This is a genomic window from Flagellimonas sp. S3867 (genome assembly GCF_014698935.1).
Taxonomy (GTDB): domain Bacteria; phylum Bacteroidota; class Bacteroidia; order Flavobacteriales; family Flavobacteriaceae; genus Flagellimonas.
Window position 1 is genome coordinate 98,366 of record NZ_JACVMN010000002.1, and the last position, 20,119, is coordinate 118,484.

Annotated in this window: 17 protein-coding genes; 8 read left to right on the plus strand and 9 right to left on the minus strand. The window is 40.8% G+C overall.

What is annotated here, in order from left to right; genetic code table 11:
• Window positions 1–6 precede the first annotated feature (6 nt).
• Window positions 7–399 (plus strand): DUF983 domain-containing protein, encoded by a 393-nt coding sequence (locus IAG46_RS08150; RefSeq protein WP_190809861.1) that lies wholly within the window; start codon window positions 7–9, stop codon window positions 397–399.
• Window positions 400–637: 238 nt separating this feature from the next.
• Here the strand turns inward: IAG46_RS08150 and IAG46_RS08155 are convergent, their stop codons facing one another.
• A complete protein-coding gene (locus IAG46_RS08155) occupies window positions 638–1,717 on the minus strand; it encodes an FAD-binding oxidoreductase (protein ID WP_190809862.1) in 1,080 nt (359 codons plus the stop codon).
• 348 nt (window positions 1,718–2,065) lie between these two features.
• On the opposite strand from IAG46_RS08155, the gene IAG46_RS08160 reads away from it, so the two are divergent.
• Window positions 2,066–3,931 (plus strand): hypothetical protein, encoded by a 1,866-nt coding sequence (locus IAG46_RS08160; protein ID WP_190809863.1) that lies wholly within the window; start codon window positions 2,066–2,068, stop codon window positions 3,929–3,931.
• A 706-nt stretch (window positions 3,932–4,637) separates the two neighbouring features.
• On the opposite strand, the gene IAG46_RS08165 is transcribed toward IAG46_RS08160, so the two are convergent.
• From IAG46_RS08165 to IAG46_RS08200, 8 genes are all read right to left on the minus strand, one after another.
• Window positions 4,638–4,991 carry an endonuclease domain-containing protein gene (locus IAG46_RS08165; RefSeq protein WP_190809864.1) on the minus strand — a complete coding sequence of 118 codons (354 nt, stop codon included), beginning with the start codon at window positions 4,989–4,991 and terminating at the stop codon, window positions 4,638–4,640.
• 231 nt (window positions 4,992–5,222) lie between these two features.
• On the minus strand, window positions 5,223–6,125 hold the full coding sequence (gene gldN / locus IAG46_RS08170; RefSeq protein ID WP_190809865.1) for a gliding motility protein GldN: 903 nt from the start codon (window positions 6,123–6,125) through the stop codon (window positions 5,223–5,225).
• A gap of 23 nt (window positions 6,126–6,148) precedes the next feature.
• Window positions 6,149–7,708: a gliding motility protein GldM gene (gldM, locus tag IAG46_RS08175; protein ID WP_190809866.1), complete on the minus strand. Its 1,560-nt coding sequence runs from the start codon at window positions 7,706–7,708 to the stop codon at window positions 6,149–6,151.
• 65 nt (window positions 7,709–7,773) lie between these two features.
• A complete protein-coding gene (gldL, locus tag IAG46_RS08180; protein ID WP_190809867.1) occupies window positions 7,774–8,424 on the minus strand; it encodes a gliding motility protein GldL in 651 nt (216 codons plus the stop codon).
• An 84-nt stretch (window positions 8,425–8,508) separates the two neighbouring features.
• Complete coding sequence (gene gldK, locus IAG46_RS08185) at window positions 8,509–9,888, minus strand: gliding motility lipoprotein GldK (RefSeq protein ID WP_190809868.1); 1,380 nt, start codon at window positions 9,886–9,888, stop codon at window positions 8,509–8,511.
• A gap of 121 nt (window positions 9,889–10,009) precedes the next feature.
• The gene (locus IAG46_RS08190; protein WP_190809869.1) at window positions 10,010–11,167 is read right to left on the minus strand and encodes a formimidoylglutamase; all 1,158 of its coding nucleotides are present in this window, start codon (window positions 11,165–11,167) and stop codon (window positions 10,010–10,012) included.
• Window position 11,168: 1 nt separating this feature from the next.
• Entirely contained in the window at window positions 11,169–13,658 is a 2,490-nt protein-coding gene (gene topA, locus IAG46_RS08195; RefSeq protein ID WP_190809870.1) for a type I DNA topoisomerase, read from the minus strand.
• 119 nt (window positions 13,659–13,777) lie between these two features.
• Window positions 13,778–15,031 carry an LVIVD repeat-containing protein gene (locus tag IAG46_RS08200; protein WP_190809871.1) on the minus strand — a complete coding sequence of 418 codons (1,254 nt, stop codon included), beginning with the start codon at window positions 15,029–15,031 and terminating at the stop codon, window positions 13,778–13,780.
• A gap of 141 nt (window positions 15,032–15,172) precedes the next feature.
• Between IAG46_RS08200 and miaB the strand changes: the two genes are divergently transcribed.
• The 6 genes from miaB to groES all read left to right on the plus strand — a co-directional run bounded on the left by miaB (window position 15,173) and on the right by groES (window position 20,111).
• Window positions 15,173–16,636, plus strand: a complete 1,464-nt coding sequence (miaB, locus tag IAG46_RS08205; protein ID WP_190809872.1) for a tRNA (N6-isopentenyl adenosine(37)-C2)-methylthiotransferase MiaB — start codon at window positions 15,173–15,175, stop codon at window positions 16,634–16,636.
• Window position 16,637: 1 nt separating this feature from the next.
• Window positions 16,638–17,909 carry a sigma-54-dependent Fis family transcriptional regulator gene (locus IAG46_RS08210; RefSeq protein WP_190809873.1) on the plus strand — a complete coding sequence of 424 codons (1,272 nt, stop codon included), beginning with the start codon at window positions 16,638–16,640 and terminating at the stop codon, window positions 17,907–17,909.
• 5 nt (window positions 17,910–17,914) lie between these two features.
• The gene (locus IAG46_RS08215; protein WP_190809874.1) at window positions 17,915–18,433 is read left to right on the plus strand and encodes an LptE family protein; all 519 of its coding nucleotides are present in this window, start codon (window positions 17,915–17,917) and stop codon (window positions 18,431–18,433) included.
• Window positions 18,434–18,435: 2 nt separating this feature from the next.
• Window positions 18,436–19,317, plus strand: a complete 882-nt coding sequence (locus IAG46_RS08220; RefSeq protein ID WP_190809875.1) for a hypothetical protein — start codon at window positions 18,436–18,438, stop codon at window positions 19,315–19,317.
• 9 nt (window positions 19,318–19,326) lie between these two features.
• Window positions 19,327–19,686 (plus strand): preprotein translocase subunit SecG, encoded by a 360-nt coding sequence (secG, locus tag IAG46_RS08225; RefSeq protein ID WP_190809876.1) that lies wholly within the window; start codon window positions 19,327–19,329, stop codon window positions 19,684–19,686.
• Window positions 19,687–19,832: 146 nt separating this feature from the next.
• On the plus strand, window positions 19,833–20,111 hold the full coding sequence (gene groES, locus IAG46_RS08230) for a co-chaperone GroES (protein ID WP_190809877.1): 279 nt from the start codon (window positions 19,833–19,835) through the stop codon (window positions 20,109–20,111).
• The last annotated feature ends 8 nt before the right edge of the window (window positions 20,112–20,119 follow it).

Below are 20,119 nucleotides of genomic sequence, written 5' to 3' on the forward strand. Positions count from 1 at the left end.
ATGCAAATGTTAAAAAAAGGAAGCAAACTCTACAGTATTTTAACAGGAAGTTGTCCTAAATGTCATCAGGAGAGCATGTACCAGAACACCAATCCGTACGCCATTTCGCAATTATTCAAAATGCATGAGCGCTGTTCCAATTGCAATACAAAATACAAAATCGAACCTTCGTTCTTCTATGGTTCAATGTATGTAAGCTATGGTGTGGGAATTGCTTTTGCGGCTGCAGCTTTTGTAATAGCCTTTTTGATTTTGGATGCATCATTGGTAAATACCTTTATTGCCATTGTAGCCACTCTAATCGTATTTTTGCCCATAATTGTACGTTTATCGCGAAACATCTGGATTAATTTCTTCATAAAGTACGAGCCTGGGATAGCAAGTCAGGTTGGGCAATAATAAATTGACTTAAATAGCGCCTTCCCTTGCCATGGGAAGGTGGATTGACACAAAGTGTCAAGACGGAAGGGATTGATTTCCGCAAACAAGCTCCTCACCCTTTTTAGAGGGAGGTGACCACCTTCCGTGGACGGAGTGGGTGTTCTGAAGACTCTACCCTTTCCGTCCCTTCGGGACACCTTTCCCTACAAAGGGAAAGGAACAAGTGAGATTAAACAAAAAAAACTCCTCACCCTTTTTAGGGGGAGGTGTCCCGCTTTGTGGGACGGAGGGGGTATTTTTTGATAAATCGGTTAATATCAATTTCCGAATCAAGACCGCTTCCCTTTTCAATAGCATTGAACAGCTGCTGCGAAGCATAGGGAGCAATAAGTACACCCCTAGATCCTAACCCGTTCAGCACAAACAGGTTTTTATGTTCCGGGTGTTGGCCCACCAAAGGTCTCCTATCTACAACCGTTGGCCGAATTCCGGCTACATGGTCAACCACCTCGAAATCACATTTCAGAAAGGTCTTTAGTTTTTCCAATAATTCTGTTTTCGCTTCTTGGGTAGGTTCGTTGGTCTTGTCCTTCCATTTATAAGTGGCCCCCACAAGGTATAGATCTTCCCTTAAGGGAATGGTGAAAACGGACGACTTTACCACATTCGTCTCTTGGTATGCCGGAGCTTTAATGATCAACAGTTCACCTTTGGTACCATTTAAGGGCAGATAGCCAAAAAACGGGTTGGTTTTAAGCCCGTAGCCCTCGCAAAAAACAATTTGCCTGGCATTTATCGATTTATAGGAAATATGGTCCAAGGAAGCGGTAAAACAATCAAAGTCAAAGGGTTCTGAAGTCAAAAGCGCTTTTTGGCTCAAATATTCCGCATACGAAGTGAGCAACGTTCTGGTATTTATCCGTCCGGTATATTTTACCTCACCAAACCCGAAGGGGGCATCGATGTTTGGATTTTGGTTTTTGAGAATCTTTGTCGACAAAAAATAATCGAGACCCGGACGGTCCGCAGCTTCAAACCAGGCATTCTGCTCCTCAATGGAAGCAAACTTTCGCAACACCGGAATTTTATGGTCCAGTGTAATGCCCAATTTCTTTTCCATATGTTGGTAAAACGGCATTGCCATCTCCAATTGTTCCTTGGCTTTCCAGGCTAGGGTAAACCGTTTTAAAATAACGGGATTGTAAAGCCCGCCAGCCACCAACGAAGCTTGCTGTGAGTCATCGGAAATTACCTTAAATGATCTGCCTTCTTTTTCAAGAGTTTCACAAAACGATATTCCGGCCAATCCTAGGCCAACAATCAGATAATCGAGCATGTTGCAAAAGTAAGGAAGGATGTTGGATATTGGTTAAGGGTTAAGGGCGAGAAAGGGTTTAGGGTTTAGGGTTTAGGGTTTAGGGTTTAGGGTTTAGGGTTTAGGGTTTAGGGTTTAGGGTTTAGGGAAAATAATTGTTTATTGATTAATGACAACTGTACACTGATTGTTGAAAACCTTTTCACCTTCCACCTTCCACCTTTCACCCTTTACCCATTTACCCCTTTACCCACGCTGAGCAAAGCCCAAGCGTCAACCCAAAAAGCCCATCCGTCAATTCGCACCCAGATCGCCCTACCAACTCCCCTAACTTGGATTCAATTTGATAACCTTTAAATTTTTAAACCTATGGAAAAGAAACACTTACTCCATTTGGCCCTTGCCCTAGGGCTTGTTGTTTTGGTCATATCGGCCTGTAGCAAAGACGATGATTGTGAAAAAGAAACCTATTACCTTGATTTTGACAAAGACGGCTACGGTGATAGCTCCAAATCAGAGACCGCCTGTAAAAAACCCGAAGGCAACTATGTGCTGGTGGGTGGCGATACCAATGATGAGGACGCCAATGTAAACCCAGACTGTACCAAGGAATTCTATGAAGACAAAGATGATGACGGCTTTGGTACCGGAAATCCCATTTTGTTCTGTGAAAACCCCGATGACACCAAATTTGCCACAGTAGACGGAGATACCAACGATTTGGACGCCAACATAAACCCCGATTGTAAAAACGAATTCTTTGTGGACGGCGACGGCGACGGCTTTGGTGCCGGAGATGCCATATTGGCCTGCAACAACCCCGATGACACCAAGTACGCCCCAAAAGGCGGCGACCCCGACGATACCAACGATGCCATTACCCCCGAAACCGGAGAATGCGAAACACCTACAAAATATTATGTAGATGAAGATGACGATGGTTATGGTCTGGAAAGCGAATTTGTACTTTCTTGCGTGGTGCCCGAAGGCAACTACACCGATAACGACGCTGCCTTTGACTGTAATGATAATGATGATAAAATTAACCCCGAAGTGGATGTCACGTATTATTTAGACGAAGACGGAGACCTTTATGGCGACCCCAACGCTGCAACCATGATTGTAAAAGCCTGCGATGAAGCACCGGCCAATCATGTACTCGACAATACCGATTGTAATGATGGGGACGAAAACGTAAACCCCGGGGTTGAGATTACCTATTATTTAGATGCGGACGACGATGGTTATGGCAATAGCAACGAGTCTGATATTAGGAGTGCATGCGAAGAGGCACCACTTTTCGATTACGCCTTGGAAGGTGGTGACTGTAACGACCAAAACCCGGAAGTAAATATAAATGCCTCTGGCCAGATCACCTATTACCAAGATTTGGATGATGACGATTTTGGTAACTCCAGCATATCCGAGACCTTGGATGTTTGCGATCCGCTACCAAATTACAATTACGCCCTGCAAGGCGGTGACTGTGACGACAACAATGGGGATGCTTACCCTGGATCACAATCTACCGCAGGGTTTATTATAAACGATTGCAACGCCCGTAGCGGCGATATTTGGACGGGGGCAAATTTTGAATTTGATAAAGGTCCCAATCAACCACATGGATTAAACGCAAATCAAGACCATATTACCGAAAATGTATGGTTTACAAGACCAGTACATCTTGATTCTGACGGCTTCGGAATCGGCGCTCACCCTCCTATCTATAATTACAAATGGTGGCTGGATACTTTTGGAACAGGACCAACCATACATGTTCCATCTGACGATGATTGTGATTTAGAAGCTGAATTTTTTGACAGTATGTCAAACGCTGTAAAAGATTTTAACACCATTGCTCCTCAAGGGGGTACCAAAAGAGCGCGTTGGGCCATTGTGGAGCAAAGTGGCAACACCCAAGCTTGGCAAGGTTTTGACATCTATGGTAAATTGGGAGATTCCGAGAATTTTTATTCCCTGAACAATGTTTTGACAATGTTAGAAATGCTTGCGACTAATGACAATCCTGAGGCCGTCTCAGATGACTTTGGGATTACTTATGACAACAATTACATTCAGATTAAACCATCTACTTCTCAAGAGTGGAGTGATTATGTTGAAGGCGTATTGCTTGGCGTTTACCTACCCGATGAGGATATTTACTTTACGCTCACCTTTGGTGCCATTGGCGATGCGGGTGCTATAAGCTATACCCGTTCCACGCCCAACAATTAATTAAGCACCCATATTGCGCTAACCTAAATTTTTAGGTTGCAGTTTCGAAGGCCCCGGGAAATTTCCCGGGGTTTTTGTTTGGCATAAAAATAAAAAACAGCTCCCCACCCGTACCCTGAGCAAAGTCGAAGGAAGGGAAAAGAACAAGTTGGCACAAATAAAAGAACTCCTTCCCTTAGCCAAGGGAAGGTGGATTGACATAAAATGTCAAGACGGAAGGGATTGAAACACGGCATCAAGACGGAAGGGATTGTTTTACACACACAACCTAATTCCTCACCTTGGACAAGGGGAGGTGGTTCCAATTTTTATTGGAACCGGAGGGGATTGACCTTCAAACTGTTTTATTATTATTAAAAACTACCCTTTCCGTCCCTTCGGGACACCTTTCCCTACAGAGGGAAAGGAGCAAGTTGGCACAAACAAAAGAACTCCTTCCCTTGGCCAAGGAAGGTGGATTGACATAAAATGTCAAGACGGAAGGGATTGAAAACATTACTGTTCTACCCTTTCCGTCCCTTCGGGACACCTTTCCCTACAGAGGAAAGGAGCAAGTTGGCACAAACAAAAGAACTCCTTCCCTTGGCCAAGGGAAGGTGGATTGACATAAAATGTCAAGACGGAAGGGATTGAAAACATTACTGTTCTACCCTTTCCGTCCCTTCGGGACACCTTTCCCTACAGAGGGAAAGGAGCTTTAGTTTGTTTATTTAAAATGGGATCGAATCTCCTGAAGTACGGAACGTAGATTTTCGAACACCATTTTATTCTCAAAACGGATTACGGTAAACCCCAAACCTTCAAGATTTTTTGTTCTTTTCAAATCCTTTTCCTCAGCGGTTGGATTCATATGCACTTCCCCATCCAGTTCAATAATGAGCCTCTCCGAAGCACAATAAAAATCCACAATATAGCGGTCTATACTATGCTGCCTCCTGAACTTTCGGCCTTCCAATTTTTTGTTTTGCAACTGTTTCCAAAGATACGCTTCGGCCGGGGTCAGGTTTTGGCGTAATTCTTTTCGGTATGGCCTAAGATTTGGGTCGTCGTGCCTTTTCATTTTATCATACCAAAATAATGAAAAAGATGATGTGGTTTACACCCTTTCCGTCCCTTCGGGACACCTTTCCCAGCAGAGGGAAAGGAGCTATTAGAAATGACATTTATAAAATAAAAAACGCCGCTCAATTGAGCGGCGTCTGTATGATTTGAATTGGAAATATAATTGTTTGTGGTATCCCGATCTACGTCGGGATTAATTCGAATTACCAAATTAAAATTTGGATTCTCATTAATAAGCCCACATATCTTGTTCCCTGTCTCGGATAACCTCTTTGATACGTTTGGCTTCCAATAGTTGGAACAAGGCATTGTCAAAAACGTAGTCGTCAATCTCACGATCACCGTGAACATTGTCTTCTTTATAGATCACTGCGTTAAAACGACGTGCGTTCAACAGCATGTCATAGGAGATTGGTCGGGCCGAGTTGCGCTGGTTATACACCTTTGCTTCGTGTAGAATTTGTCTTGCAGCTGGATACCAGACCCAAAACAATTCTACTTTGTTCTCTCCCGGATCTACAGATTCGTCATCGACAAAGTTTACATCAGGTGCTACTGGTGCTATACCCAACAGCCTATATTTTAATTCTCCCTGACGCTTATCGAAATACCAGATTCCTTTGGTACGATATTCTTCAATATCAGCTGCATTTAAATCTCTTTGGTTTATAAATTCCGCAGAAATCTGTTCTCCAGCGTTCAATTGCTCATATCCAAGGTCGGTGGTATCGACTTTACTCAATGTAGCGCTTAAATCCTCAAACTTTCGCTTTTCAGTGAAGTATGAATCCGTATATACCTCGGTCAAATTTCCATTTTTGATGTTCTTCATCAAAACGTGGTAGAGTGACCTTCTATCCGCTCCAATACCTATGGTATCGGTTGGGTAGTATAATGGAAAATTAACACGCTCATCCAAGTCAATCACTTCCCAAATGGTTTTGGACCAAAGGATATCCCTATCATCCACATAACCATATTTTAGGGGAGCATCATTGTCTTGCTCTATTTGAGCTTCGGTCTTTTTCCCGACATCATCTGGCAACTTGGCGTTCAAAATGTTCGCCTGGGCCATCATTGATACTGGCAATAAGCTTAAAGCTCCAATTAAAAATGCATTTTTCCAATTCATGATTTACTAACTTCTATACTTTATTAGTTTGTAAGTTCTACAACAACAGGAGAAATTTTCTTAAGCTTGTAGCTTCTGTTGTTTGTAATGTATGCCTTGATATCGAATACCTGAACGGTTTCACCTCTTTTAGCTCTTTTTAAAGCAGATTTGGCTCTTCCATCCAATTTATTACCGTTTACAATAATCGTTGGTTGACCTGGCACTTTGAACTTAAATCCGCTAACGGCAAGGTTCAAATCAAAATCGAAGTCTTCCAACATTGCACCTACAGTAGAAATCTCAAGGTTTCTTCTTGGCATTTTAACACTACCTGCTTCACCACGCACGGTACCTCCTGGTCTAGGAATATCCTTGATACGGAAGGTTGCAGGGGTATTGATTCTTTGACCGTCAGGCAAAATACCAGATGCACTGATCGTAACTTCTCTACCTTTTCCAGGATTCATAACATACTTGCTACCACTTCTTTTAGAAAGTCCGGGAGCAGATGCAGAAACCTTGTTATCTGGAATACCAGGAATGGAAATGGTCATAGGGTTAGCAACCCCACGGTATACCACATTCATCTTATCGGCAGCGATTACAGCAGCATTAGGTTTAGAAATTGTAGCAAAAGAATTTTTAACTTCTACAGGAATTTCCTCTCCATCTTGCATAAAGTACATTGTACCTACGATCTCATGATCGCCAGGGTTACCGGCACCAATCAACATTTGAATACCACCAGCTTCTAACTTATAGTCTTTTCCTTCAGTCAGTTTTCTGCCGTCTAAAGTCAATTCAGCTTTTACTGGTGTAGATGTTTTATCTGTTTTGCTGATGATAATTTTACCATCGTACTTGTCTCCGTTATAGAAAGCAGACTTAGATGCGAGCAATGAAGTAGCAAAGTTTGTCAATGAAACTTGATCTGTAAGCTCACCTTCCAACATTGATTTCAAAGCACTTTCTTCAGTGATTTTAACATCAGCTTGAAGCGATGTTAATTTGGCTAAAGAAGCTACTAAGGGATAACCTTCATAATGATAGTTGATCCAATCTTGTCTGGTACCATCTCTTTTCTCCACTTTGCCTTTTTCATCTCCAGTTTGAAAACGTGTCTCTACAGACTCTTTCAATTTTTCTGGAACGATAGCAGCAACTTGGGTTCTATAGTCATTTATTCTTTTCATGAATTCCTGACCATCTTTAGATAGATTATCTCCTTGAAAAAGTTTCTGATCTAAATAATCAGAGTTGTCCATTCTTGCATAATCCTTAGGATCCTCAAGCTTTTCGGTCATACCTTTTTTAAGAGATTCCAAGTAATCAAAGTACTCTTGGGATAAACTTTTTATCTTTTGAGCATTTTGAAACAACTCTCCATATTTTACGGAATCTTCTTCCGATTTAGTTTCAAGACTGGCCAAAAAGTTATCGTTACTTTCTGTAGTCTTGGTATTGGAAGTCTCAAGCTTTTCGTTCATGATACCGAACGCTGCAAGAACTTCCTTACTCATATTTAAGGCCAACATCGCGATGAAGATCAAGTACATAAGGTTGATCATCTTCTGACGTGGGGTTTGTTTTCCTGATGCCATGTTTTTCTCTAATTAGAATTAATAATTAATTTGATCTGGGTTTGGTATATTAATCAAATCCCTAATTAGTTTTTTGCCATAGCAGACAACATACCACCGTATACTCCATTTAATGAAGAAAGGTTGGTTGCCAATGATTCCATTTGCTCTTTAAGAGCACCTGCGTTCTGTACAACTTCTTCGTTGATAGAAGCTTGGCGACTAGCGCTTTCCAATTGTACTTTGTACAAGCTGTTCAAAGATTCCATCTGAGCGGCAGCATGTGACAACTCTTCAGAATATTTCTTAGTATGTTGGATAGCATCTGTAGTTGGAGCAATACCTTTGGCAGCACCTTCAAAATTCTTGATGCTATCTCCCAAACTTGTGAAAAGTTCAGAATCGATATTCGCTTCTTTTAAAAGGTCATCCAATTTTCTGGAAAGAAGACCTTCAGCTTCTTTAGCTTGCTTAGCGTCATTTTTACCTCCGCTAACTTGACCATTGTTCAATTCTGGATAAACCAAAGACCAATCGTATTCGTCGTCTACTGGTTCAAATGCAGAGATTGCAAAGATCAATGCTTCAGTAATAAGTCCGACAGCAAGAAGCAATCCACCGGTCAGTGGTCCGAATTCCCAGTGAAGGATCTTAAATAGTGCACCAATAATTACTACTGATGCCCCAAGCCCGTAGGCCATGTTAAACAGCTTTTTTGTTGATTTTGACTGTGCCATAATTCTAAATTTAATTAAGTTATATAAATAAGTATTTGGTTACTGGTTTATATAATGTTCTCTTCTCTTTTACAATAATAACAATTAGTTGGGAAGTCCTTGTCCCTTTGTTGAATCCTCTTCGCCCATATAATCCTGAACGGTTCGGAATCCAATATAACTTCGGGCGGAATCTTGGTATTCGTAATCTCTGGTACTTACTTGTAAGAAGTAAGCAACATCTTTCCAAGATCCTCCACGGATCACTTTTCTTTGGTTCTGACCTGAACCTATATTTGGGTTCATGGTCGACAGGTATTCGTATGCACCCTGGTCAAAGCTGGAGCTTGTCCATTCCGATACGTTACCGGCCATATTATAAAGGTTGTACTCATTGGGCTCATACGACTTTGCTTCCACGGTGTACAGGGCAGCATCTGCTGCGTAATCTCCACGTTGTGGTTTAAAGTTGGCCATAAAACAACCTGTATCACTAATTACATAAGGTCCACCCCATGGGTACGTTCCTCCATCAATACCACCTCTGGCCGCATATTCCCATTCGGCCTCGGTAGGCAACCTAAACTGGTTTACAAATTGTCTACCACGGCTTTTTTGATCGTCATTTTTAAACTTGGTCCTCCAATTACAGAATGCCTTGGCCTGCATCCAGTTTATCCCAACAACAGGGTATTCGCTGTAAGCATCGTGCCAAAAATAATCGTTGTGCATGGGCTCATTATAGGAGTACTCAAAATCTTTGATCCACACTGTAGTGTCTGGGTAAATCGCAGCCACTTCTTGTCTTATAAAGTCTTTTCTACGTCCTGTTTTAGCTCTGGCAGCAGCTTCGATATCCATCCAATTATACTTGTATTTCAATTGGGTGACATCTAAAGTCCTTAATCCATTATAACTTTCTTCTTCTGGAAGATATATTGAATCCATAACCTCGGCATAGTACTCATCTGGATATTCAGAGGTATCCCATACCAAATCAACATCTGTATTCAATGCCCTACCCTCGTATCCTGTTTCACCAAGACCTGCGTAGTTATCGAGCATGTATTTTTCGTAAACGGATATTTTGGTGGTATCGGTATCCTTAAACCCATACTCTCCAATGCCTTCGTCTTCAGGTCCAAATCCCAACTCATCGGCCAAAATGGCCAATTTGGTTCTTGTGATGGAATCTTTTACCCACTCCACAAATTGTCGATACTCACTATTTGTGATTTCCGTATCATCCATATAAAATGAACGAACGGTAACAGTTCTTGTGGGTGCGTTCAAAACTTTCGCCTGATCCTCTTCAGCTTTACCCATAACATAGGAACCTCTCGGAATCAATTCCATCCCGTAAGGTTTTTCTGGATACCATTTTTTTCCTTTGGCACCAACCAGTTCACCTTTTGACTTTGAATTTGAACCGCAACTTGCGAGTAAAAAAACAAATGCTATAGATGAAAAGAATAGCTTTCTCATACTTTAGGTTAAATTTTCGATTTAAGATTACAAACTGTACAACACAAATTCATTACTCATCAAAACTGATTTTTGAACAATTTATTGTGTAAAAACAATTAATGCTTAAAATTTAATTTGTTTAGTTAAAGCCCTTTCTGTAGGCTTTGAACCACCTTTCTGGAATGTTCTGGTTGCAAGCATCCAAATAGTCCCCTTCGGTGCAAGGTAATAACGCCACCGAATTGGTTTTAGTATGTTCTGGCAAAATTGATGGCACCTCTACCCACCAACGCTCTGTAACATGGCTCTTGTAGAATATGAGTTCCTCGGTATCGGTAGGAACGGTGAACTTGGTAAAGTCCTCGCTTTTGGAACTTGGAAATTCCTTTATCCTAAAACTTATCCCCTCAATAAAATACCAAATGATCTGGGCAATCATCTGAAAGGCTTGTGGCGAATTCTCCGCCTCATAAATACCGAACAAGGAAACTTTATCACTTATGCCAGCATATCGTGCTATGGCACAAATCTCCCTTCCGGTAAACCCATTGGGGGAAAAATTGGGATGCAATCCCATCTCACCGGCCCTAATGGCCCGAAGGTCCATGCTTACAATATGTGAGTTTCGTAGAACGGGTTCTGCAAGTTCTATATTGGCAGCAACCTCACCCAAGCGATAGGCATCAAAAAACAAACGCTCCATCAAATCCATTTCCTCTTGGGCGTTAAAATAACTTTGATACCCAATATTGGAAAAGTTAAAAAGGTTGTTGGGCTTGTCGGTTATGATCTTGCTCATGTAAGAGTGGGACGAAATCAACTCTTCATCTTCCCCAAAGTCAAAGCGACTGTCTATGGAAACTAGGTTAACCATATCCCGAATATTATCGAAAGCTCTGTATGCTGGAAAGGTGATGTCTTGGGTGGCACCTATTATAATAGGTATAATATTTTCTTCCAAAAGTCCGGCAACGATTTCCTTGACCACAAAATAGGTGTCCTCTACGGTATCGCCTTCTTCAACATCTCCAATATCCAGGATGGTGGAATTCCAATTTCCGGCCATAAGTCGGTACAACTGGATTCGGATGCCATCAAGATCTAACTTTTCCGGTTTTTTTTCGAAGGCGTTTCTGGATTCCAATACGCCAAATATGGCAACAGTTGCATTGGCGAATACGGGCAAACCTTTTTTTTCGGTATGCTTATGGATGTTTTTACCCAAGGCCTGGGGAGGTAATAATTCTGAAAATGCCAGGACTTTGTCTGTGACGGGAACCAAAAAATCGAATGCCATACTATTTCTTAGCCTTTGCTTTGGCCTTGGTTTTTTTCTTTGGAGTTTTCTTTTCTATCAGTGCCTGGGCCTCTTCCAATGAAATTTTGGAAGCATCGACATCTTTGGACAATTCTACTTTAATTCTTCCCTTGATGATATTGTGCCTTCCCCATCGCGCTTTTTCAATACGTATTTTTTCTTCTGGCCATTCTTGCACCAACTTCTCAGCTTCCTTTATTTTCTTTGCCTCGATAAGCTCAACAATATCATCTTTGGTCAGATTATCAAAATCGTACTTTTTATTCACGTTGATAAACATTCCATTCCATTTGATGAACGGCCCAAACCGACCTACTCCCTTGGTAACTTCTAAATCCTCATAATGAGCAATAGGTGCGTCAGCAATTTGTTTGGCCTTGATCATTTCTATGGCACGATCCATATCCACATCAAAAGCGCTTTCTCCTTTAGCCAGTGAAATGAATTTTTTGCCAAATCTTACATAAGGCCCAAATCGACCAACATTGGCTTCTACTTCTTCGCCTTCGTATGTTCCCAATTTTCGAGGTAGCTCGAACAGTTCCATGGCCTCATCAAAAGTGATGGTAGTGATGGACTGTTCTGGCAAAAGGCTTGCGAACAATGGTTTTTCTTCTTCATCAACAGTTCCAATTTGAACCATCGGCCCAAAACGACCTAATCTGGCGGCGACTTGCCTACCTGATTTCGGATCTGTTCCGAGTACACGTTCACCACTTGCACGATCTGCATTTTCCTCTACATCTTGTACGTTAGGATGGAAATCTTTGTAGAAGTCCTTCATCATCTTCTTCCAATCCTCATCTCCTGTGGCTATTTCATCAAAGTTTTCTTCTACTTTGGCCGTGAAATTATAATCTAAAATGGTCTTGAAATGGCTGACCAGGAAATCGTTCACAATCATGCCGATATCCGTGGGAACCAATTTCCCTTTATCGGAACCTATCATTTCGGAAAGTTTTTTTTCCGCAAGGTTACCAGCTTCGAGCACCAACTGCGCATAGTTGCGCTCTGTACCTTCCACGGTTCCTTTTTCTACATAACCCCTGTTTTGGATGGTAGAAATGGTTGGGGCATATGTTGATGGTCTTCCGATCCCAAGCTCCTCCAACTTCTTAACCAAAGATGCTTCGGTATAGCGATATGGTGGTCTTGAAAAGCGTTCGGTAGCGGTAATGAAGTTGTTCTGCAATGATTCTCCAACACTTAATGCTGGCAACATACCTTCTTGTTCTTCGGCTTTATCCTCTTCATCAATTCCTTCCAAATATACTTTTAGAAATCCATCGAATTTTACAACTTCACCTGTGGCAACAAACTCTTCATTGTGATTGCTTGTCTTCACTTTTACATTGGTTCTTTCCAATTGGGCATCGCTCATTTGCGAAGCTAAGGTCCGTTTCCAGATAAGTTCGTACAGCTTTGCCTGATCTCGTTCCAGGGATGGGGATGACAAATTCATATCGGTAGGCCTAACAGCTTCATGAGCTTCTTGGGCTCCTTTCGACTTTCCGGTATAGTTTCTCACCTTGCTATAAGGTTCTCCGTAATTTTTTACAATAGCATCCTTGGCAGCATTCAATGCTTCTTTGGATAGGTTTACGCTATCGGTTCTCATGTAAGTAATCAAACCAGCTTCATACAATCGTTGTGCAACCTGCATGGTCCGACTTACCGAGAAATACAATTTTCGCGATGCTTCTTGCTGTAAGGTCGATGTTGTAAATGGCGGAGCCGGAGATTTTTTAGCTGGTTTTTTATCCAAATTTGCCACTGAAAAATCAGCACCAATATTCTGTTTTAGAAAAGATTCCGCTTCTCCTTTTGTGGTGAAAGTCTTGTTCAGCTTTGCTGAAAAAACATTTCCATTATTTGTTTTGAATTCAGCACGTATCCTAAAAGATGCTTCAGGCTTAAAAGCTTCAATCTCTCTTTCGCGCTCAACGATCAAACGTACAGCAACCGACTGCACACGTCCAGCAGACAATCCTGGTTTTATTTTTTTCCAAAGCACTGGAGAAAGTTCATAACCAACCAAACGGTCCAAAACCCTTCTTGCTTGTTGGGCATTTACCAAATTGTAATTGATCTCACGTGGATTCTCTATTGCCTTTTGGATAGCTGATTTGGTAATGGAGTTAAAAACAATACGTTTGGTCTTGCTGTAATCCAATTTTAAGATTTCTGCCAGATGCCAAGAAATTGCCTCTCCTTCACGATCCTCATCACTGGCCAACCAAATGGTTTCAGACTTTTGAGCTAGATCTTTAAGCTTTTTCACCAAGGCTTTCTTCTCCTTATCAACGATATATTTTGGCTTAAAATCGTTTTCCACATCAACTCCCAGTTCTTTGGAAGGAAGGTCTGCAATGTGTCCGAAGCTGGATTCGACCTGATAGTCCTTTCCCAAAAAACGTTCAATGGTTTTTGCTTTTGCTGGTGACTCAACAATAACTAAATTCTTAGGCATGCAATGGATTTTAAGGTAACAAAAGTATATGAATTTTTCGATTTTAAATTTTTTTCAAAATCTCGCACAAAAAAATATCCCGCTAAAAACGGGATATTTGATAATGTTATTGTGTGAATTTAATTGAGTCCTATCTGACTCATCAGCTTAATCTCATCATCCAAATATTCATATTGGTACAATACATCGTCGCCAACCATTATCAAATGACTCTCTAATGGAATCACATCAAACGTGATAATATCTTTAAAGTGATTTAAGGATTTCAAATCTTCAATGTCGGTCTTGTCATAGACCTTGAGTCCGGATTCTCCATCGCAGACAAATAATTTTTCATCCTTTATTCCCAAACCGTATGGCTCATCCATAGGGTAGGTTTTGGCCAATTCTGGGTTCTGTATATCCGAAATGTCAACAATAAAAAGACCGCTTTCGGTTGCTCCACAAAAATTCCCGCCTCGCAGAGTAACGTAAGCGTAATCACCATCTACAACTACAGGGTCACAAGCAGTGCCATGCTGAAATTCGGAAACAAATATTGGTTTATCGGGTGAAGTGATATCATAAATGTACATTCCGCGCATGCTACCCAAGAACAAATGGTTGCCTCGGTTAAAAATGGTCTCAATATCAAAGCCTGCATAAACATCTTCTAAATCTTGTGGATTATCTAAATCTGAAATATTAAAAATATTGATGTTATGGCTGTCCACCGCATATAAATAATCATCCACAATCTTAAAACGGGCCAAAGATCCTCCTTGTCCAGTTGTACCTCCCTCGGCAGAATTGGCCAAGGCATCTTCTAAAAAGATTCCGACACCTCTGTTCTCTTCAACCTCAGAAATCAATCTTCTTTCCGTAGTGGTTTCCCAGCCAACTAAAATTTCAGTTTCATAGTCGTAGCCTTCATTTTCAATGATATCGGCTTCAAATGGCCAGAACACATTGTTGTGCAATACATTTTCCAACCTATTAACTTGTTTGATTTCGGTAATATTCGAAATATCCAATACGATCAAGTCCATTAGACTATCCGCATATAGGAAATCGTCTTTCACAGAAATATCAACGTTTCCAGGAATTCTGATAAAACCAATCTTTCGTGGTTGCAAAGGGTTACTGTTGTTGATTACATGGATTCCCTTGTATTTGTCATTGACAAAAATGTAATCTTTGTAGGTGTATACTTTGCCAGACTCATCGATAGGCCGCGGGGCAATAATATCCACACTATTTACAAAATCAGCTTTGCTGATTACTAAGGGCTTCGCTACCAGATATTCAGCGTAACCGTCATTGTCATCGTTTTTGTCACATGAGACAAAGGCCAAAGTGGCCAAGGATAAAATAAACAGGATTTTCTTTTTCATAGTTGTTTAAGTTTTTTGGATAGATAACACCCCATAGATAGAAATGGCTAAACAAAGTTGCGTGTTTATTTGTGCAAAATTTAACTGCCAAATTGTCACTAAAGTGGATTATGCACTATCTTTGCAGACCATTTAAATGAAATGACGAAGAACGAAGCGACTGAGAAAACCATAGATGAAAGCCAGCAAGGAACAACCTTGACACTGGAAAAAAACGAAGACAACAACAGAAAGCTATATATTGAAAGTTATGGCTGCCAAATGAATTTTTCCGACAGTGAAATTGTAGCCTCCATCTTGGCCAAGGAAGGATTTAATACTACCCAAAAGCTCGAAGAGGCCGATTTGGTCTTGGTAAATACCTGCTCCATTCGTGAAAAGGCCGAAACCACGGTTCGTAAACGCTTGGAAAAATTCAATGCCGTAAAAAAAACAAATCCCGGAATGAAAGTCGGTGTGCTTGGATGCATGGCCGAACGCCTAAAGAGCAAATTCTTAGAAGAGGAAAAAATAGTGGATATGGTCGTAGGGCCTGATGCTTATAAAGACCTTCCCAACCTCATTCAAGAAATAGATGAAGGTAGAAATGCAGTAAATGTCATTCTCTCCAAAGATGAAACTTATGCTGATGTTGCCCCAGTTCGGTTAAACTCCAATGGAGTTACCGCCTTTGTATCCATAACCCGGGGTTGTGACAATATGTGCACCTTCTGCGTAGTACCATTTACTCGTGGCCGTGAGCGGAGTCGTGACCCACAATCCATTTTGGAAGAAGTGAACGATCTATGGGAAAAAGGCTTCAGAGAAATAACACTATTAGGGCAGAATGTCGATAGCTATCTCTGGTACGGAGGGGGACTGAAAAAAGATTTTGAAAAAGCTACCGACATACAAAAAGCGACTTCGGTGAATTTTGCGAAACTGTTGGAACTTACGGCGCAGGCCCAGCCTAAAATGCGGATTCGTTTTTCCACCTCCAACCCTCAAGATATGACCTTGGATGTCATTGAGGTCATGGCAAAGTTCGGCAACATCTGTAAATACATCCATTTACCCGTACAAAGTGGAAGCAATCGAATTCTAAAAGCAATGAACCGCCTTCACACACGGGAAGAATATTTTGAATTAATAGACAATATTCGAAAAATAATCCCTGATTGTGCTATAAGTCAGGATATGATTACCGGTTTTCCCACCGAAACGGAAGAGGATCATCAAGATACTTTGAGTTTAATGGAATATGTGAAATACGATTTTGGTTTTATGTTCGCTTATTCCGAGCGCCCTGGAACGCTGGCAGAAAGAAAAATGGATGACGATATTCCAGAAGAAACCAAAAAAAGAAGATTAACAGAAATCATAGACGTACAGCAAAAGCATAGCCTATACCGCACCCAACAACATGTTGGTAAGGTAGAAGAGGTTTTGATAGAAGGTCCCTCCAAAAAGTCCAATGCACATTGGATGGGGAGAAATTCCCAAAACACGGTTGTGGTTTTTCCAAAGGAAAATTATGAAATAGGCGATTTTGTTAATGTAAAAATCAACGAATGTACCTCGGCAACTTTAATTGGTGAGGCTGTTGAATATTCTAAGAATAACTAATATGGAAGGTGTTCAATCCATAAAACAACGATTTGAACTCATTGGAAACGATGTAAAGTTGAATCGTGCTTTAGAAAAAGCAATTCAAGTTGCCCCGACCGATATTTCGGTTTTGGTTACTGGCGAAAGTGGTGTAGGTAAGGAAGCCATTCCAAAAATCATACATTCCCTTTCGCATCGCAAGCACGCCAAATATATTGCGGTAAACTGCGGAGCTATTCCAGAAGGTACCATCGACAGTGAACTTTTTGGACACGAAAAGGGTGCCTTTACCGGCGCTACCCAAACACGAAGTGGCTATTTTGAAGTAGCCGACGGAGGAACTATTTTTTTGGATGAGGTCGGCGAACTTCCATTGACCACGCAGGTACGTTTACTAAGGGTTTTGGAGAATGGCGAATTCTTGAAAGTAGGTTCGTCACAAGTGCAAAAAACCGATGTACGTATTGTGGCTGCAACAAATATTAATATGTTTGAGGCCATCAAAAAAGAAAAGTTCCGTGAAGATCTTTATTATCGATTAAGCACGGTAGAAATCCACATTCCACCATTACGGGAGCGTCGAGAAGATATTCATTTGTTGTTTCGAAAATTTGCTTCGGATTTTGGACAGAAATATAAAATGCCCACCATTCGTTTGGACGAGCCGGCCATTCAGATACTTCAAAAATACAGATGGCCCGGAAACATCAGACAACTGCGAAACATTGCTGAACAGATTTCCGTTTTGGAAGAAAACAGGATTGTAACAGCAGCAACATTACATGGGTATCTGCCCAATGCAGGCAACACAAATTTGCCTGCTGTAGTAGAACAAAGCAAGAAAGAAGGTGATTTCAGCAACGAAAGGGAAATTCTTTACAAGGTACTTTTTGACATGAAGGGTGATCTTCATGATTTGAAAAAACTCACTTTGGAATTACTGAAAAACAATGATTCGGAAAAAGTCCAAGAAGAGAATCAAACCTTGATCCAGAAAATCTATGGTGACAAGGAAGAAGAAGTTGCACAACAAGAAGATAACGTAGCAGAAATTTTACACCTTCCAGAGCCGGTTGCAGAACCGACTACCACGGTTGTGCAAACCCAAGAAGATAGGTATCATTTCGCGGAGGAAATTGAAGAAGAAGAAACTTTATCTTTACAGGAAAAAGAAATAGAACTGATAAAAAAGTCGCTGGAACGCAATCGGGGAAAACGAAAAGCAGCAGCTTCCGAACTAGGGATTTCAGAACGCACGCTCTATAGAAAAATAAAACAATACGACCTTTGAAATACATGAAGCATCATAGTATAAAAATCATGTTGTTAAGCTTTGTCTTAACTTTCTATAATTGCGGTATTTACAATTTTTCCGGAGCCGATATTGGAACTGCGGAGAGCTTTCAAGTAAATTTCTTTCAAAACTATGCCGATCAAAACCCCGGGTCCACAATGCAACCAGGACTGGATCGAGATTTTACTTTAGCACTACAGGATTTAATCAATAATTTGACAAGTCTTTCCCTTACCGGAAGTAACGGTGATTTGCTTTATGAAGGTGAAATTGTGGAGTACAAGGTCACACCGATGACTGCCACCGCCGACCAACGTACAGCTCAAAACCGGTTGACTATGAGCGTAAATGTTCGGTTTTTCAACAAAACCAAAGAAGAAGTAGATTTTGAACGTAGGTTCTCCTTCTTTTTCGATTTTGATGCCGCTGCATCATTGACATCAGTTCAGGCGCAAGCTCATGAAGTAATATTTGAACGATTGACACAAGATATTTTTAACGCCTCTTTGGGCAATTGGTAAACATGAACGTATCCGATTTTATACAAATTCTTCAAAAATCAAATACCATCCTCTCCCCTAAACAAACAAGGGAACTGGAAGGTATTATTGAGGAATATCCCTATTTTCAAGCTGCACGTGCGCTGCACCTAAAGGGATTGAAAAATCTGGATAGTTACAAATACAACAATGCCCTAAAAGTTACAGCGGCCCACACATCGGACCGGGACGTACTATTCGATTTTATTACTTCACAAGAATTCGTTCAGAACAATATTGCAGATACTATTGCCGGCAGGGTTCCAAAACTTCAGGACAAAAAAGCTGTTTCCGAAGAGATAATTCCCAATCCAGAAACGGAAACCATTTTGGGTGAATCTGAAGAAGCACTTCCCCAAAATGTTCAAGATGCAGAACAGATATTGAATCCTGAATTGTTCGAATCCAAAAAGTCAAGTGAAGAAGTTCCGGTAGAGGAAGAACAAACTCCCTCCGAAATTGATTTGGAAATGGGCAAACCCATTCCATTTACAAAAAGTGAAAAACACTCCTTTACTGAATGGCTGAAACTTGCATCCAACAATCCAGAAGAAAATGAAGGTTTAGCTTCAAAAAAAGAATTGGAAAAAAAGCAAAAATTCGATTTGCTTGACAAGTTTATCGAGAGCAGACCCAAGATTGTGCCCAAGGAAGATTCCAAATCAAAAGTCAACATAAAGGAGTCTGTGAAAATGGACAAAAATGAGTTGATGACCGAGACTTTGGCCAAGGTTTATTTGGAACAAAAAAAGTTCAAAAAAGCCGTCCAGGCTTTTAAAATATTGAGTTTGAAATATCCGGAAAAAAGTGGTTTCTTTGCAGATCAAATTCGAGCGGTTAAGAAGCTGCAGAAAGAAAAAGAATAAGATAGAAAAATGAGCACGTTTACAATTTTTTTGATATTGATCATCATAGTGTGCCTTTTGTTGGTTTTGGTAATCATGGTCCAAAATCCAAAAGGAGGTGGATTGTCTTCTTCATTTGGTGGAAGTGGAAACCAAGTTGTGGGAGGTGTGAAAAAAACCGGAGACTTTTTAGATAAAAGTACTTGGACCCTTGCTGCTTTATTAATTGTTCTGATCTTGCTTTCCAATGTTTCCCTAAAAGGAAGTTATAGTCAGGCAGATTCTAAGCTATTGCAAGGAGATGATATTGAAACTACGGTACCAGAAACCGTTCCGGAAGAAGTTCCCGAGCAGGTGCCCACCGCAAATCCGACTGACACCATTAATTAAAAATTAATGACAGAATAAATACATAATGCCAGCTTGAATGACAAGCTGGCATTTTTGTTTTAAAATCCTGTCAGTTTTCAAGTAATGGCATAATTTCTGCCCAAAGTTTCGAGAATTTTTAAAACAAATACCTAAAGATTAATAATATGGCTAAAGTTAACATCAAACCATTGGCAGACAGAGTTCTTGTAGAACCTGTTGAAGCTGAAACCAAAACGGCTTCTGGTATCATTATTCCAGATACCGCAAAAGAAAAACCACAAAAAGGAAAAGTAGTAGCTGTTGGCCCAGGAACCAAAGATGAATCCATCACTGTTAAGGTTGGTGACACGGTTCTTTATGGCAAATATGCTGGTACCGAACTAAAATTGGATGGTGCTGATTATTTGATCATGCGTGAAAGTGACATATTAGCAATCGTTTAATTGCAAAA

Excerpts from the sequence above, each read along its gene's own strand:
- IAG46_RS08190 (WP_190809869.1), bottom strand. The coding sequence starts at position 11,167 with ATGGCATTCGATTTTTTGGTTCCCGTCACAGACAAAGTCCTGGCATTT.
- IAG46_RS08220 (WP_190809875.1), top strand. The coding sequence starts at position 18,436 with ATGAACGTATCCGATTTTATACAAATTCTTCAAAAATCAAATACCATC.
- groES (WP_190809877.1), top strand. The coding sequence starts at position 19,833 with ATGGCTAAAGTTAACATCAAACCATTGGCAGACAGAGTTCTTGTAGAA.
- IAG46_RS08165 (WP_190809864.1), bottom strand. The coding sequence starts at position 4,991 with ATGAAAAGGCACGACGACCCAAATCTTAGGCCATACCGAAAAGAATTA.
- IAG46_RS08200 (WP_190809871.1), bottom strand. The coding sequence starts at position 15,031 with ATGAAAAAGAAAATCCTGTTTATTTTATCCTTGGCCACTTTGGCCTTT.
- miaB (WP_190809872.1), top strand. The coding sequence starts at position 15,173 with ATGACGAAGAACGAAGCGACTGAGAAAACCATAGATGAAAGCCAGCAA.
- IAG46_RS08150 (WP_190809861.1), top strand. The coding sequence starts at position 7 with ATGTTAAAAAAAGGAAGCAAACTCTACAGTATTTTAACAGGAAGTTGT.
- gldL (WP_190809867.1), bottom strand. The coding sequence starts at position 8,424 with ATGGCACAGTCAAAATCAACAAAAAAGCTGTTTAACATGGCCTACGGG.
- gldM (WP_190809866.1), bottom strand. The coding sequence starts at position 7,708 with ATGGCATCAGGAAAACAAACCCCACGTCAGAAGATGATCAACCTTATG.
- gldK (WP_190809868.1), bottom strand. The coding sequence starts at position 9,888 with ATGAGAAAGCTATTCTTTTCATCTATAGCATTTGTTTTTTTACTCGCA.
- topA (WP_190809870.1), bottom strand. The coding sequence starts at position 13,658 with ATGCCTAAGAATTTAGTTATTGTTGAGTCACCAGCAAAAGCAAAAACC.
- IAG46_RS08160 (WP_190809863.1), top strand. The coding sequence starts at position 2,066 with ATGGAAAAGAAACACTTACTCCATTTGGCCCTTGCCCTAGGGCTTGTT.
- IAG46_RS08155 (WP_190809862.1), bottom strand. The coding sequence starts at position 1,717 with ATGCTCGATTATCTGATTGTTGGCCTAGGATTGGCCGGAATATCGTTT.
- IAG46_RS08215 (WP_190809874.1), top strand. The coding sequence starts at position 17,915 with ATGAAGCATCATAGTATAAAAATCATGTTGTTAAGCTTTGTCTTAACT.
- gldN (WP_190809865.1), bottom strand. The coding sequence starts at position 6,125 with ATGAATTGGAAAAATGCATTTTTAATTGGAGCTTTAAGCTTATTGCCA.
- IAG46_RS08210 (WP_190809873.1), top strand. The coding sequence starts at position 16,638 with ATGGAAGGTGTTCAATCCATAAAACAACGATTTGAACTCATTGGAAAC.
- secG (WP_190809876.1), top strand. The coding sequence starts at position 19,327 with ATGAGCACGTTTACAATTTTTTTGATATTGATCATCATAGTGTGCCTT.